This window comes from Variovorax sp. J22R115 (genome assembly GCF_030317005.1).
Classification (GTDB): Bacteria; Pseudomonadota; Gammaproteobacteria; order Burkholderiales; family Burkholderiaceae_C; genus Variovorax.
In genome coordinates this window covers 1-13,506 of sequence record NZ_JASZYM010000035.1, presented here as the reverse complement: position 1 = coordinate 13,506, position 13,506 = coordinate 1, and the positions used below count along the sequence as shown (strand labels likewise).

15 protein-coding genes are annotated in these 13,506 nt (G+C 60.3%); 8 read left to right on the top strand and 7 right to left on the bottom strand.

Annotated elements, in window-relative coordinates; translation table 11 throughout:
* Position 1: 1 nt before the first annotated feature.
* Positions 2-1,558 carry a hypothetical protein gene (locus QTI04_RS33060; RefSeq protein ID WP_286619472.1) on the top strand — a complete coding sequence of 519 codons (1,557 nt, stop codon included), beginning with the start codon at positions 2-4 and terminating at the stop codon, positions 1,556-1,558.
* A gap of 30 nt (positions 1,559-1,588) precedes the next feature.
* Complete coding sequence (locus QTI04_RS33055) at positions 1,589-3,502, top strand: hypothetical protein (protein WP_286619471.1); 1,914 nt, start codon at positions 1,589-1,591, stop codon at positions 3,500-3,502.
* Between the two features lie 434 nt (positions 3,503-3,936).
* On the opposite strand, the gene QTI04_RS33050 is transcribed toward QTI04_RS33055, so the two are convergent.
* Together QTI04_RS33050 and QTI04_RS33045 are read right to left on the bottom strand one after the other, a co-directional pair.
* Positions 3,937-4,641, bottom strand: a complete 705-nt coding sequence (locus QTI04_RS33050; RefSeq protein ID WP_286619470.1) for a nuclease-related domain-containing protein — start codon at positions 4,639-4,641, stop codon at positions 3,937-3,939.
* Between the two features lie 29 nt (positions 4,642-4,670).
* Positions 4,671-5,333 carry a hypothetical protein gene (locus tag QTI04_RS33045; protein WP_286619469.1) on the bottom strand — a complete coding sequence of 221 codons (663 nt, stop codon included), beginning with the start codon at positions 5,331-5,333 and terminating at the stop codon, positions 4,671-4,673.
* A gap of 219 nt (positions 5,334-5,552) precedes the next feature.
* Between QTI04_RS33045 and QTI04_RS33040 the strand changes: the two genes are divergently transcribed.
* Complete coding sequence (locus QTI04_RS33040) at positions 5,553-6,077, top strand: hypothetical protein (protein ID WP_286619468.1); 525 nt, start codon at positions 5,553-5,555, stop codon at positions 6,075-6,077.
* Between the two features lie 159 nt (positions 6,078-6,236).
* Here the strand turns inward: QTI04_RS33040 and QTI04_RS33035 are convergent, their stop codons facing one another.
* From QTI04_RS33035 to QTI04_RS33020, 4 genes are all read right to left on the bottom strand, one after another.
* Positions 6,237-6,965 carry a hypothetical protein gene (locus QTI04_RS33035; RefSeq protein ID WP_286619467.1) on the bottom strand — a complete coding sequence of 243 codons (729 nt, stop codon included), beginning with the start codon at positions 6,963-6,965 and terminating at the stop codon, positions 6,237-6,239.
* Positions 6,966-7,031: 66 nt separating this feature from the next.
* Positions 7,032-7,376, bottom strand: coding sequence for a DUF6527 family protein (locus QTI04_RS33030; protein WP_286619466.1), 345 nt, complete (start codon positions 7,374-7,376; stop codon positions 7,032-7,034).
* Complete coding sequence (locus QTI04_RS33025; protein ID WP_286619465.1) at positions 7,367-8,770, bottom strand: ThiF family adenylyltransferase; 1,404 nt, start codon at positions 8,768-8,770, stop codon at positions 7,367-7,369. The genes QTI04_RS33030 and QTI04_RS33025 overlap by 10 nt, the downstream gene beginning before the upstream one ends.
* Positions 8,767-9,897 carry a multiubiquitin domain-containing protein gene (locus QTI04_RS33020; RefSeq protein ID WP_286619464.1) on the bottom strand — a complete coding sequence of 377 codons (1,131 nt, stop codon included), beginning with the start codon at positions 9,895-9,897 and terminating at the stop codon, positions 8,767-8,769. The genes QTI04_RS33025 and QTI04_RS33020 overlap by 4 nt, the downstream gene beginning before the upstream one ends.
* A gap of 376 nt (positions 9,898-10,273) precedes the next feature.
* On the opposite strand from QTI04_RS33020, the gene QTI04_RS34410 reads away from it, so the two are divergent.
* Positions 10,274-10,657, top strand: a complete 384-nt coding sequence (locus QTI04_RS34410) for a helix-turn-helix domain-containing protein (protein ID WP_369292811.1) — start codon at positions 10,274-10,276, stop codon at positions 10,655-10,657.
* Positions 10,638-11,228 (top strand): ImmA/IrrE family metallo-endopeptidase, encoded by a 591-nt coding sequence (locus QTI04_RS33015; protein WP_286619463.1) that lies wholly within the window; start codon positions 10,638-10,640, stop codon positions 11,226-11,228. The genes QTI04_RS34410 and QTI04_RS33015 overlap by 20 nt, the downstream gene beginning before the upstream one ends.
* A gap of 289 nt (positions 11,229-11,517) precedes the next feature.
* Here QTI04_RS33015 and QTI04_RS33010 read toward each other — a convergent pair whose 3' ends face one another.
* Positions 11,518-11,745, bottom strand: coding sequence for a helix-turn-helix domain-containing protein (locus tag QTI04_RS33010; protein ID WP_286619462.1), 228 nt, complete (start codon positions 11,743-11,745; stop codon positions 11,518-11,520).
* Positions 11,746-11,909: 164 nt separating this feature from the next.
* Between QTI04_RS33010 and QTI04_RS33005 the strand changes: the two genes are divergently transcribed.
* The 3 genes from QTI04_RS33005 to QTI04_RS32995 all read left to right on the top strand — a co-directional run bounded on the left by QTI04_RS33005 (position 11,910) and on the right by QTI04_RS32995 (position 13,296).
* Positions 11,910-12,494, top strand: coding sequence for a hypothetical protein (locus QTI04_RS33005; protein WP_286619461.1), 585 nt, complete (start codon positions 11,910-11,912; stop codon positions 12,492-12,494).
* Positions 12,495-12,540: 46 nt separating this feature from the next.
* On the top strand, positions 12,541-12,759 hold the full coding sequence (locus QTI04_RS33000) for a BPSL0761 family protein (protein ID WP_286619460.1): 219 nt from the start codon (positions 12,541-12,543) through the stop codon (positions 12,757-12,759).
* Positions 12,760-13,032: 273 nt separating this feature from the next.
* A complete protein-coding gene (locus tag QTI04_RS32995) occupies positions 13,033-13,296 on the top strand; it encodes a hypothetical protein (protein WP_286619459.1) in 264 nt (87 codons plus the stop codon).
* Positions 13,297-13,506: the final 210 nt, after the last annotated feature.

Below are 13,506 nucleotides of genomic sequence, written 5' to 3'. Positions count from 1 at the left end.
CATGTCTCGTCCAACCACGCTCGGCCTGATCGCCCTGACGGCGATCTATCTCACCTTTGAACTGGCGTTCAACGCCCGCCTGCTCGACGTGGTGGGCGGCGCCGCGACGATCGATCAAGTGCACCACATCGAGGTGTATGGCCGATTGCTCTCGGGTATTGCAGCGGCACTGTTCGTGCTGCAGTTTCTCCTGCGATCGTCGCGAAGTTTCAGCGAAGGTCCAGGGATCATGGGCATCACCTTCTGGTGCCTGCTGACCGCCGGAGGTGTTTACCTGTCGCTGCAGTTCGTTGTGGACTCCTTAGTCCACAACAGCACCGCCCAGTTTCGACGCCAGGCACTGAACCTGGTCCTACTGCAGCGAGCCATGGTGCAGGGGCGGGCGCAACTTGATGGCCTCAGCGACGAGGATGCGCAGGTCTTCGCTCGACCAGAGGGAAAGGCCTTCCTCGGCTTGTTTCCGCTGCTCTCGAGCTCCATCGAGCGGCTGGACGAAAAGATCGACAACGCAAAACTGACCTTGCTGGAACAGCAGGCCGGACGCGAGCTTTATGGGACGCGGGGGGTCTATGACAGCTACAGCGCGACCATGAAGGAAGTTCGCAAGCAGTGGACCAACTACGCCAACGGGACGAGTCCGCAACTCGATGAAGAGGTCAGGCGCCAGCAACGTGATGCCTGGGAGCGCTACGAGCGCGATCTCGCCCGCCGGGGCTGGAAGCCATGGACAGTGCCGGTCCGTTACCGGTCCACGATCATCAACCAGGTCCGGAAGGACCTGCCGATTCCGGCCGACTGGCAGCCCTACGACCGTCTTGCCTTCTACAGGGCGATCGACGAGCAGGTGAGGGATCAGGCTCGTCGTAGGTCCGATGGCTCCATTCGGGTGGGTGGGCAGCGCGTGCCGGGCGGCCTCGAATACAAGGACTTCGTACTGCATCCGGCGATTCAGGCCGATCTACGGCGACAACTCGAGTTGCCGACCGGGGTCGTGGTCGCGCCGAGCTACGAATCCGGCGAGCAATTTGTCGCGCGGTTCTACAAGCCGTTGGTACAGGCGCTGGCCGCCGAGCAACTGCAGCGGTATTCGGCTCCCCTGGAAGCGTTCCAGACGGGCGGCATCAACGAGAACATGGGTCGCGATGCTGCGCGGGCCGCCCTTGTTCCCCCCATCGCGCTCCTGTGCTCGCTCATGGGGGCGATTGGCCACCTCGCCAAGCTGCTATTTCTCGGCGTCAAGGCCTTGGGCACTGGATCCGAATCGGGCAATGTTCGTGCGCTCAATCGGCGGGCATGGCTTGTGCCCGTCGTGACGGTTATGTCCTCCTGGACGGCTCTGAGCGCTATGAACAACGACGTCACCAGCAGCCGCATCTACAAGTATCTTGACGCGCAAGCGCGTTCGAATTCGGCCGGCGCGAGTGCTTTCACCGGCGCCATCGTACTCAACGCCATGCACGTGGTCGCAGTCGGACAGGCTTATGCATATCCCTTCAATGAAGGCGTTCGCAACCGAGTTCTGCGCGGCCTGGACTATGGATACGAAACACCCAAATGACACGGTATTGGCGGGGCGCAGGTGAGCACGATGGCAACCGAAGCAGTGAGTGAGGCCGGGGCAGGAGTCGAGATGGAGTCTTCAGAGCTGCAGGGACAATCGCCTGCTGGAAAAGGTGCTGTGGCGCTCCTAGAACAAACAAGGGCGAGCGCGAACCACTCGCCCGTGCCGATCACCGGAGCTTCGAGCAGAACTCCTGGATCTCTGACGCAGGTTTTGGGGCGCCATGTGGAGGAAAACACGCGATTCCGCGGTGCCGATCTGAGTGAGGAATGCGAGCAGACGAGCTCGGCCATCCAGGGAATGTTGCTGCTGAGCCAGCAGGTGGGGGTGAAGGTGCAGACCGACGACCGCGCTGGGCCGCTGCCCGCCGGTGTGCAGGTGGTGCAGTCTGGACAGGCCATGCTACAAGGCTTGCGGGAGATGCGCGAGCGCTGCATCGAGGAACTGCCTGCACGCATCGACGCGTGGGCAAGCCGCGACGACGGAACCTATCGGCGCCTGCTGCCGCGCGGAGACGTCCTGAGTGGCTTCGAGCACATGCTTGGCCATCAGTACCAGTGCGGCGTCTGCAGTGGCAGGGGCGAAGTGCGCTGCAGCAATTGCAGTGGCAAAGGCGAAGTTCTATGCTCCCCGTGCCACGGCAAAGGGCGGATCAGCTGCTCGATCTGCTATGGCACAAGCAAGCGAGATTGCAGCCGTTGTAATGGAAGAGGCAACTACAACGAAAGCTACATGCGAGACGTCTGGGACACCGGGGCCAAGACGTATGTCACACGAACCGACTGGCGCACTGTCCATTGCATGGCATGCAGCGGCGGCAAAGTGAAATGCACCTACTGCCACTATGACGGGAAGAATCAGTGCTCGGGTTGTGCGGGCAGAGGGGTATGCAACTGCGGCACCTGCGGTGCAACAGGGAAAGTGGACTGCAGTCACTGCGCTGCCACGGGATGTCGCCATTGCCTGGGTCAACTGAACTGCGAAATCGCCTCACATGACCAGTTGACGCTGCAGCACAGCGACGAGGAGGCCAAGGACCTCGTGCGGACCCACATCGACGTGAAGCGCCTGCCTGACTACGGCCGACGTGGCCGCACTACCCATCGCCGCCGCGATGAACGTGCTGTCAGCAGCGCCTATCCGGTGAGCCTGGAAGTGACTCGGGCACAGATCGCGGTGGGCAAAGCTTCATTTGCGGTTCATGCGTTTGGAAAGCAGCAGAAAGTCTTCGACTTCAAGAATATCGTCGGGCATTTGCTCGCCAAGGACCTCCACGAGTTGCAGTCCAGTGTGCAATCCCGATTCTTGAACACCGATGCGCGGGAGCTTCTGGTCGAGCGGGCCAACACATTCTTAGAGTCGGAGATCAATATGAAGATCGCCGAAAGCGTTCTCGCATCGAAGAACTTCGATGAGACTGTCGCGGATGTCCGCTCTCACTACAAGAACCTCGTAGACGACCGTTATGTCGCCGCGGCCTCGACAGCGCTCCAAAAAGTGCTGGGGACACTGTTCGGCGGCCGGATGTTCAAGCCGGGGGTGTACTGGGTGGGGCTGCTGACATTGGGCACCTGTGCAGCCACATTGACGCAGTGGCCCGGCGGCTGGTATGGCGCCGTCGCCTGTGTGCTCGGCGCCGCACCCGTTTGGGGGCTGATGGAATGGAATGCGCGGCGGCACGTGGGGCAAGACTTCATCGGTATGGCCGTCGGCCGGCGCATGAAGTCCCTCATCGACAAGTCAGGACTCGCATGGCAGTTGCGTGGCATTGCCTTCGTCATCGCGTGTGCATTTGCGGCCGGCGCCTTCTGGGGAACCCAAGGCCTCGCTTCAAGGTACAAGGCGCATTTCGGGGGGCCTGACGACATCGTGGCCAAGAGAAAGGCGCAGCAAGACACGTCCGAGAAGCGAGCTTCATGGCGGCCTTGGCCAACGCCATAAGGGAAATCGGGGCGTCAGCCACGGACAGGCGCTTGGTCGGCCGCCGTACGAACCCATATTTGAGTTCAGTACAGTCGATGAGGTCCGTACGAGCGAGACCGAGGCGCTGCAAGCTGAGTCTCAAGAGATCCGCGAGTAGCAAGCGTTCGGAAGGCTGGAAGCGACTTTGACCTGCGTCCGAGGCGCGATCGAGGCGACATTTCTGGCCTTCGCCGGTGCAAGCTACGCAACCGAAGTGCGGCTGCGCAGCGGAAGCCGAAGTTCCCCGCTTGCGGCACGAGCACCCGCAGTCCGACGCTTTCCTGTCATTCCCGTCGCCCACCCCACCCAAAATGGCGATGCGCAGCGTAAGCGGTCCTCCAATGCGAACCACGCCGACGTCCGCAATCTTCCGTTCTCCAGACATGCCTTCCGAGCCAATGCAGAAGTACTGCTCAAAGCCAAGGATCGCTTCCCGGCTTGCCGGACCGCATCCTGCCGATGGAGCGGGTTGGCCGTGGGCCGTGCTTTCTGTGCAGGTTCTCGACATGCTCAATGTCAGTCTCCTTGCTGATGGCGAGTCGAGCTGTCTCCAGCCGCCCAACGCAGAACTGCACGCGGTTGACGGAGATTGCCTCAGTGGCGTGCCCCCTGATGTGCTCGACAAACTTCGGCAAGGTGAATACGCCAGGCGGAACTTCGGTCTTGAACTCCGCGTCTCCAGTGAATACCACGACCGACTTGACGAGACCAGCTGGTAGGAAGTCGAGCAACTCCTGAACGGCGCGAACGTGCCGGAAGTTCTGGAAGATGGGGTTTTGGAACTGCGACTTCTTCTGGAACATGACTTGAGTCCAGGTCGCGTGCTTGGCATTGGCGAAGATCCAGCCGTTCAAGTGCTTCGTTTCTATGACGAAGACACCAAACCTTGAGACGAGGATGTGGTCGACCTGAGTCGTGCCATCTTGCATCTGTAAGGTGATGTGATTCATCAAGTGATAGTCCGGCGCGGCAAAGTGCGCCCGGGCCTCATGGACAAGGCGTGCCTCACCTTGGTTTTGGAATGAAGGTGACGCTGATTGGCTGCGGCCCATCGCGAATCCGATGACCAAGCCGACGAGCCCGACGAACCCAACGAGAACAATGGTGGAGGTATTCATGCTCCAGCTCCCAGTGGAGAGGTGGGCTATTACACCGCCATCTCTTTCCTGGTGGGTGGCATGCAGCCAGCATGCTTCTCCCGCAAGAGGCGCATGCGCGGTAGCAGGAGCCCGTCCCTGGCAGCCACGACAGCAGTGTTCGCCGTGTAGAGGTGCAGCAGGTTGCGATTCCACAGTGCGCCGATCAGTGTGTAGGTGGGGTACACCGGCATCAACGCATGCACCACCGCTTGAGCCCCGCTGTGCACGAATGAGTGCATCGCCGGGATGGTGGTGTTGAGCAGTGCGTACTCCTCTCCCACATGCTTCACCGTGGAGGTGATGTGCTTGATCATCTTGCTGATCGATACCGGATCGGCAGGCTCTACATGCTCCGGCCCCTCGACAGGCGTCGTGAACTTTTCGAGCCACTCGTCATACGCGCATTCGGCCGTCCAGGTGGCGCGTACCACTGCCTCGAAGTGGAGGCGGCAGAGGGACAAAGCAGTGCCAGACAACCCAATTTCCAACAGGACGCGTTGACTAAATCCATGTTCGAAAGCCGCAGAGCACAGCGCCGAAGCTATGAGTCCGCGCTTGGTTCGCGCCTCGCACTTCGCCAACAGCTTCCCGACGTCTTCGTCGAAGGCCTCACTGGCCTCCAAAAGCTCCGCCAGTCGGTCGGCGTCGTCGTACTCTGATTGCTCTTCCATCCTCATCACCGCCACCAATGGCGGCCTCTCGTGTGTTGTCGTTGAGAGGACGCCATACTGGATTCGGCCGCAATGGCCTGCGTGCCTTCACTGCAGCGTGAGCTGAAGTTCCTGGGTGCAAGGCGTTGCGTCGGGTCAGTGCCGAAGCGGCCCTCCGCTTCTGGCGCAACCTCAAGGATGCTCGATTGAAGAGCGGGGCGCCTACACTCTCAAATTAGCATGAAGATTCGTGTCGACAGCGTCGAGTACAAGTGCTGGCACGAGGTAGGCCACGTCACCGTTTGCCTGCATCTCGGCGGCGAAGTTGACTTCGTCGAACTACTTGACGGCGAGACCCGTGGACACGCGCGTGCACGCTGCGTGGTCATGCCGGAGACTCATAGAGGCGTGGCGTGCGGCGGGTTTGCTGCTGAGTTCTATTTGTTGAATAACGGCTACGCGCAGCGGGGTCGCGACGACGACCGGGACATCAGTCAAATTGTCTTCCATAACGCCACCCATGACCGTGAGGACTTCTGGGGACGCGAGCCCGGTAGCGATCAAGAGTTTTCGGAGGCGGAAGATAGGGAGTTCATGCACCACGCAATAGGGTCCGATGGCCATGGAGGCGTGATCCCAATCTTCAACCTGTACTTCTCGCGCATGCAGAACCTGGTGCGTGAGCTTGGCGAAGCGAGGATGGTCGAAGGCCGGCGAGTGAGGGAAGTGCTGCGGATCGGCATCCTCGGTTGGGTCCAGGACTAAGCGATGTCGCTCTTGGCGCGGCTGCGACTTTTCGGTCCACGACGACGTGTACCTTATCAGCCTGTAGTCTGAGACTGAGGTGTCATTCGGCCTGCAGGCAATCGCGCGGGATGAAGTCCTTCTGCGGAATGTCTGCTGCCGCGCCAACAATATGACGGGCTATTTCTCGGTCGACGGCGCAACAGCGTCGCCGCCTTCTTTTGAGCGGCCGCTCACGTTGCGTGTCAGCCATGCGTGAGCTGAGACGAGCCGCATCCGCGCGCGACCACGTCCATGAGACGGGGTTCCACCCCTAGACGCATCGCTGAATTCAAACCTGTAGAGGTGCAGGACGACAAACGTCATGGCGCTCAGCACCATACCGGTTGACACCATACTTGCGGCGCCGGTAAAGCTCCAGCCCTTCCACCCTGCACCGGCGCCTAAGCCTGCGAGCGCCATCAGCATGCCAGAGGCGACGACCAAAGACTTTGCGAGGCTCCATACGAAAAACTGCAGCGTGCGGCCGACCAAAATTGGTGACGTCCCGCATCCGAAAAGTCCGCCAAGTACATAGCTTGCCACCTGCGGCAGGACCACAACGCCAACGAGCCCGCCAAGGAGCTTGAGCGATGCATCCACGTCGAGAAGTGTTCGGAGGAGGCGGTTCAGTACTGAACCAATTCGTCCATGGAAGGTGCCGTCACCATCAATGGCGCCCGCTGCATTTGCCCACATCGCTACCAACACCGTGAGAACCACTGTCAGCGAGAAGAAGTAGCAGACGATCCGCACGTCAGAGGGATGCCGACGTGCGAGCCTCAACCCAAGTACCGCGATGAGGAAGACTGAGGCGCCGACCAGGGCGACCGCAATCGCCAGCGCAGCCGGTGTATTTGTGGGAAGCATATGAGCTGTTCTGATCGCGCAGGGGTCAAGGCCCGCCGAGCAGACCTTGCCTCGATGGCGAAATTGCTACGTTTTCGGGCACCATTGAATGCGCCCTTCGCGCACCCAGAAGTGAGACTTGCACCCGTCTTTGACCCAAACAGACGGTCTCAGGGAAGGCCGGCCCTGCGCATCTGTCGTGACACTCCATCTGGGATTCGCTTCCGGGATGACCAGCAGTTCAATGGTGCGCCCGCATCCGCAGGGACACAGCATGCCGACGCACCAATCTTCATCGCCGTCTTGCGCGAGAACGAGGTCACGGCGTGGCATGACTTTCGGAAGGCTGTCGCCTTCGATCCTCACGAGCTTCCTTGCAGGACGCCAGCGATCCCAGGCCTTCTGGATGCCGGTCAAAAAGCTCAGCAACATGGGGCCCATCCTTCCTTCTCGGCCGCGCCCGGCGCCAGCGCTGCCAGGCCGAGCAGCGGCTCAGACGCGCCCCGACCAAGCCAAGAATTCGGCCCGCGCGGAAATTCATCCTCCGAGAAGACTTCCTCCTCTCCTGCAGCCAGACTGACTGTGCGTCGTGCAAACCGCTTGTTGGCATCGTGGCGGAATAGATAGAGCCGCGCCAAGAAGTCCGACACGAGATCGGATGCCGCCCGCATGTTCAGCGTGATGACGGATGGCGCCTCCTCGCGTGCGCCCGGGATGTAGCCCGCTGCCACTTCTTGTGCATGTCCCGCGGGGTCGACGCGGCGCAGGTATTCGGCCCGGAGACCGCCCTGGGTGTAGACGTTCCGGTCCGACAAGGTGGGACCGCCAGGCCTCACGTAGTCGATGCGCGCGACGACGTCGCCGATAGCCAACCTTCCCTTGGCTTGGCGTGTCGGGATCGTCACTCCAACGTCGAAGAGTGGGAGCAAGAAGGAGGATGCGATCAAGTCGGCGATTTGTCTGCCTTCCTGCGAGTCGACACAGCAGAAAAGAAAATCTGCTTGGCTGGCTTGCACCACTGCGCGTCGGTCCAGGATCGTGCTCGGCACAGGAATCGCGACGCCCGGCCCGCGGAAGTTGTGGATCGCGCGACTCAGAACTTCGACCTTCAATTCACCCTGCTCTGCGTCGCGGCGCGTCGAATTCAAGATGCGATTCAGATTGCGGAGCTCGACACGGTCGAAGTCGATGACGATGATGCGGCCGAAACCCAGGCGGGCGAGCTGCTCGACTACGACGGAGCCGGTTCCCGAAGCACCTACCACGCACGCCGTCAGGCGCTTGAGCTCGTCGCGGGTGGGGGAAGTGAATGCCATCGGCCGCGGGTTGAAACTCCCGTCGAACCACCATCTTTCGAAGTCATGGCCGGCCACGGAGACGAAGTCGAGGCCTTGTGCACGCATGTCCGGGCCATACGTCCGCGCCAACATGGCACCGTCGGGCACCATGATTGCAGAGCCGTGCAGGCGCCCAAGGGCCTGGAAAAGGCCCGGCATCGTCAGGCGGTCGCTTTGGTCGTCCAGGTCGGAGAAGGCAAAGTAGCCGCCGGGATGAGAGTGAACCAGAAAAAGGCTGAGGTCGTCGAGTTCGGCGAGGTCAATCGCCTGCTCGATTGCCGCGCCTGGCCAGCGCAGTTGATCGACGTGACGCACGCAGTCTGCATGCGGCACCAGAAAAGCATCTCGAGCCAGCAATCGCTGCCGCGCGCCCGGCACGCGGGCGCATATGAGGATTGCTGCAGCCTCGAGACCATCACCAGGGAAGAGGTGGTCACGCAACTTCGCGTGAACCTCTGCCGTCAGTGTAAGACTCGAGGCCGGCATCATTGCTGGACTTCCTTGGCGAGGGCAGACTCGACGAGCGCCAAGTGCGTGATCACGTTGTCCGTCCCGGGCACCCACATCGACCCGTTACCGCGGTGACGCGACCAGCGCTGGAACGATTTGCCGCGGATATTCACGCGCGCCTCGGTGGCGGGGACCTGGCCCCCGCCCTGCAAGGTGACCTCGGGGTGCAGATAGAACATGTCGATCTGCGCCATCGGGTAGGTCGGCGGAATCTCGAGCGCAACGGCAACGCTGCGCTGAGAAAAGCCCTCGGGCAAGGGGTAGTCGGACAGGATGAGCCATTGCTGGCCACCTTCGGCAATCGCTTCCCAGTTCGGATGGTTGGCGTCAAGGTAGCGCTCGTCCGCCGACAGCAGCTTGAATTGCCGTTGCAGGTGCACGACGCCTTCGCCGTTGTTGACGTCCTTGGGGGTGAGACGCAGCTTTTCGATGCCCGAGCGCGTCAGGTCGACGACCGAATCCAGCTGGACCTCCTCCTTCGGCGCGCCTTGCACCTTCAGGAAGATATGCCAGCCTTGGTCGGGGTTGAAGCCGGCCTGGACCAGCGCGTCGCGCACCACCACGGTCGGGGTATTGAACGTCAGAAGTTCGCCCTGGACGTTGAGTTGCCACTTGGGCACGCGTGCGACGAAACGTTCCACGCCGGAGCGGGAAAGGTCCACGACGCTGTCGTCTGCCAGCAGTTCATCCGGTTTGTCGTCGCGCTCCAGGTAGAGCTGCTTGCTCGGCGGGATGTTGGCAAGCCTGCGCACCAGCTGCCCCGAAATGACGCGTGCAGGCCAATCGAAGCGATTGCCTTCGATGGTCATGCGACGCAGATCGTCGGTTTCGGCAACGATGAACCTGTTCAGTCCTTCGCCCAGCTTCGCGACTTCGGTCGGGCTGATGTCCTCCGTGCCGTGGTCGAACCACTGCAAAACAGTGGTCTCAGGCTGCTGGCTGAATCCAGCTGCTTGCGCGATCTGAGCCCCCGTGGGCGTCGGATCCTCCAAGTGGACGGACCGCAGGACCAAGTCGACGCCGGCGACGGCGACTTGAGGATGACGGTGAGCATGCTCGCCGTCGGCTTTGTGGGCGTTTTCGCCCGAGTTTTCGTTGAGGGGCATTTCGCCACTCCTTTCGCATAAGAGAACCAATGGAACGTGCAAAAAGCCGCACGCTGATTTGGTCTTCTCCCATGCAGGTTGACGCCTTGGCTCACCCACGCGAAACTCGAGGCTTCCACACCGGACGAGCGTTCGCGCAAGTTCACTCAGGGGGTCAGCCTGCACAGGTTCGACCCCTTGTTTTATTTCTGGACCTTCATTCGACCCCCCTTCTTGAGAATGTCAACAAAACCCACATTTTATCCTGTGGGGACTGTTGACATTATAGGGGGCGCCGAAGCGTGTGTGTCAATGACGCCTACGTAGCGTAAAGCTATGTCAGCCTTGTTGACATTTACCGCGTACGGAAGTAGATTCGAGCAACGGCGGGGTACCAGTGATCGACGAAGGAAGTCTTTATCTGAGGTTGGGTGAGCGCGTTCGAGCGCTACGAACTCAAGCGTCGGATGATGGCGCGCGAATGACGCAAGCCCGTTTGGCTGAACTTGTCGGACTTGAGCGGACCTCGATCACCAACATCGAAAAGGGTATGCAGAAAGTCCCGCTGCACGTCCTTTACCGAATATGCGAAGCACTTCGCGTAAGTCCGGCCTACTTGCTGCCGCCAATTTCAGAGCTCGCGACTACTCCGACCGGCAGCTCCTTGGACGTACGCAGCATTGCTGAAGCGTGGACCACCAGCGGCCACCCCCTTCTTGGGCAGGCGCTGGAAAAAACTTTGACGAACCCCGAGAGGAAAGATGATGTCTCACACTCCTAAGTCCATCGAGGCTCAGGCGCTACAGCTGATTCGTGAGGCAGACATCAATAGAGCCCCGGTCGACGTGAACTCCGTCGCGAAGCTTCTTGGCGCTCGAGTTCACATTGAACAGCTGGAAGACGACATCTCCGGCGTCTTAATCGTGAAAGGCAACGAGAAGCACGTTCTCGTCAATAAGAAGCACGCCGCAAACCGTCGGCGCTTCACCATAGGCCACGAACTTGGGCACCTGGTGTTGCATGCAACGAGCGACAGGATGATCGTGGACACCAACCAGATTCGGGTATTCCAGCGAGTAGGCCAAGCCACATCGGCGATCTATAACCAGGCGGGGTCGGAAACAACGCCAGAAGAAGAGCGGGAAGCCAACCTATTTTCAGCAGCCCTGCTAATGCCTGAACCGATGCTAAAGGCGGCAGCTATTTCGCATGACCTCTCAGACGAAACCGAGATTGCGAGCCTAGCGAAGGAATTTGGCGTAAGCGAGCAGGCAATGTTCATTCGCCTCCAGCAGCTCAGAATTATTGAGAGCGTGTTCTCCACTTCGCCGAGACAGGCGACTCTAGTCTGAACTCCAGGAGCCGGGCTCGGCTGCCGCGCTTTGTGGAAGAAGGCATGCGCTGAGCGATGTGTGTTGGCGCGCACTGGCTCAGGCATCCTCGACGTCTATGAATCTCATCTCGCCCCGAACCCGCGTGCTACTCGCACTGTCCGCTCTGCAGGGTGTCGGACCGGCGACGCTAAAAAGGATTGCCGCTCTCCCAAGCTTCCTGCGGCGGACGTAAGGACTGTAACCAAGCGACGCCTCCTGGACATACCAGGCTTCGCGCAAGTTCAGCGTTTGCCCGCTTTGGGTCCGTTCACGCGCTCATCCGTTCGGCCTCGCGCATCAATGCAGAGGGCCTGACCCGTAAGGCATCAGCAAGAGCGCAAATCGTGTCAAGCGCAGGAGGGGTAAGGCCGCGTTCAACACGTGAGACGTAGCTCGAGGACAGCTTCGCCTTCTCAGCAAGCTCAACTTGACTGAGTTCCAGCTCCTTGCGACGGTTCTGCACCGCCAGGCCGAAAAAGGCTACCCGGTCGTCCAAGCGTCTTCTTTGTAGGGCGCCGAATTGGCGTCCAAAGAAGTTTGCAATACACTACTAGGCATATATGCCTAGTTTTGGTGTTCGGCTGGGTTTTTTAGCTGCCGAGAGACGACTTCGGGCCCGCTAACGCACCCTAGACGCCATCCGTATACCTCACATACGTCATGTCGAAAACGACGAAATTTTCCGACGAAGTGTCGAGTCCGGGGCACGCCTCTGCAGCCACAGGCTCCCCGCGTCCAAAGGCCGCCTCGCCTGACATGGCGTTCGTGTGGCCTCTCAAAACAAGGACTCTTTGGGAGCTCACCCCTGGATATGTTCGCCAGTCGGAGTTCGGCTTCACCCAGTACTGGGCGGGGGCTGAGCTCCTGTCGCCCGTGTATTTCCTTGCCGAGTGCACGGCGGAGATTTCCAACGGTAAGGTTGAAACGACGACCTTCATCACATATGACGTGACGTACGCCGAGGACTACCTGAAGGACGGACCTGCTCCAACCTCATCACGCATCCTGGTGCTCAAGCGGGGCTCCGGCTCACGCGAATCGATGCTGGGCGAAGTCAGCAAGGTTCTTCGATGCACCGTTACGGGGGCGCTCGTAATCAAGCTGTCGGGCGGGGAACTGATCTCCGACGGGAACGAACCAGCAACTGACAGCAAAGGCTTGCATCACTTTGAGGTCATCTACCCGAAGCTTGTCCGCCCAAAGTTGGAAGTCAGAATGGGCCCGATTTTCAAGTGGAAGGAGTAGTAGCTCGTTTCTGCTCGCAGAGCAGTGCGGCATTGGAGAGCTTGACATGACCACACCGTACGAAAGGACGCGTGCCATCCTCCACACCAGGGAATTTCTGGAGGAGTTGCAGTCAGTTCAGAAGTCGCCGGATTTGCCGGACACCTTGCGCCGCCGAGCCAAAGCCCTTGCAAGGCACTACCCTGAGTCCTGGCACGTGCATCAGATGCATGCGCACATGCCGGCGTTCTTCGACCCGCCGGACTCAGTTTCGGGAGATCCATGACCCTCGGTGAGTATCGGTGCCCGCGGTGCGGCCGGGTGCATATGCGCATCTCCCGCGCAGATGCGGAAAGCGCGGTGGCACGCGCGAACCAACGCCTGCAGCCCGGCGACCCGCCTGCATCCATGGGGCTCTATTTGCGTTGCTTCGGGTGTGGCGCGCCAGCAAGCATTTTCGTGCCAGCAGGTCCCGACGATGCACTTGTTGGAGTGACGCTTACGCCTTGCGTTGTCGAGCTGCGGAGTCTCGATTCCTAATGCGTCACCGGGAGCAACGATGACGAAGCCAATAGTGAAGGCAGTGCAGTTGACCGAAGTGCACGTAGGTGACACGGTCACACGCATGCTGGGCGGCACCATCCCAATGCGATTGAAAGTGACCAGGGAGAATGAAAGGTTCGTTTACTGCGCCACCCCAGACGGCGCGGACGAGTACACGTTTGAGCGTGAAAGTGGCGTCGAGTGCGACGTCGGGCTGCGCTGGGGCAGTGAGTTCGGAATCACGGGAAGTTTAATCGCCGAGATCAAAAAAGGACCTTGACCAACTGGCGGACTTGGGCCCCATACAGTCTTCCTTGTTCGGAGTGGAATTCGCCGCGTTCCCTACTTCTCGATATCCAGGCGCCTTCTCAAAATGAAGGTGAGCGTCCGGCCGATCCACCTTGACCCGGATCAGAGCCCGTGATCGTCAAGAGGTGGTCGTGGGTCCAACGAAGGCGACGCACTCGACGAGGTTGAGAGCGGCCAGCAG

What these genes read in the sequence shown, in the direction of transcription:
- QTI04_RS33060 (WP_286619472.1), top strand. Translation starts at nt 2, where the DNA reads ATGTCTCGTCCAACCACGCTCGGCCTGATCGCCCTGACGGCGATCTAT.
- QTI04_RS33055 (WP_286619471.1), top strand. Translation starts at nt 1,589, where the DNA reads ATGGCAACCGAAGCAGTGAGTGAGGCCGGGGCAGGAGTCGAGATGGAG.
- QTI04_RS33050 (WP_286619470.1), bottom strand. Translation starts at nt 4,641, where the DNA reads ATGAATACCTCCACCATTGTTCTCGTTGGGTTCGTCGGGCTCGTCGGC.
- QTI04_RS33045 (WP_286619469.1), bottom strand. Translation starts at nt 5,333, where the DNA reads ATGGAAGAGCAATCAGAGTACGACGACGCCGACCGACTGGCGGAGCTT.
- QTI04_RS33040 (WP_286619468.1), top strand. Translation starts at nt 5,553, where the DNA reads ATGAAGATTCGTGTCGACAGCGTCGAGTACAAGTGCTGGCACGAGGTA.
- QTI04_RS33035 (WP_286619467.1), bottom strand. Translation starts at nt 6,965, where the DNA reads ATGCTTCCCACAAATACACCGGCTGCGCTGGCGATTGCGGTCGCCCTG.
- QTI04_RS33030 (WP_286619466.1), bottom strand. Translation starts at nt 7,376, where the DNA reads ATGTTGCTGAGCTTTTTGACCGGCATCCAGAAGGCCTGGGATCGCTGG.
- QTI04_RS33025 (WP_286619465.1), bottom strand. Translation starts at nt 8,770, where the DNA reads ATGATGCCGGCCTCGAGTCTTACACTGACGGCAGAGGTTCACGCGAAG.
- QTI04_RS33020 (WP_286619464.1), bottom strand. Translation starts at nt 9,897, where the DNA reads ATGCCCCTCAACGAAAACTCGGGCGAAAACGCCCACAAAGCCGACGGC.
- QTI04_RS33015 (WP_286619463.1), top strand. Translation starts at nt 10,638, where the DNA reads ATGATGTCTCACACTCCTAAGTCCATCGAGGCTCAGGCGCTACAGCTG.
- QTI04_RS33005 (WP_286619461.1), top strand. Translation starts at nt 11,910, where the DNA reads ATGTCGAAAACGACGAAATTTTCCGACGAAGTGTCGAGTCCGGGGCAC.
- QTI04_RS33000 (WP_286619460.1), top strand. Translation starts at nt 12,541, where the DNA reads ATGACCACACCGTACGAAAGGACGCGTGCCATCCTCCACACCAGGGAA.
- QTI04_RS32995 (WP_286619459.1), top strand. Translation starts at nt 13,033, where the DNA reads ATGACGAAGCCAATAGTGAAGGCAGTGCAGTTGACCGAAGTGCACGTA.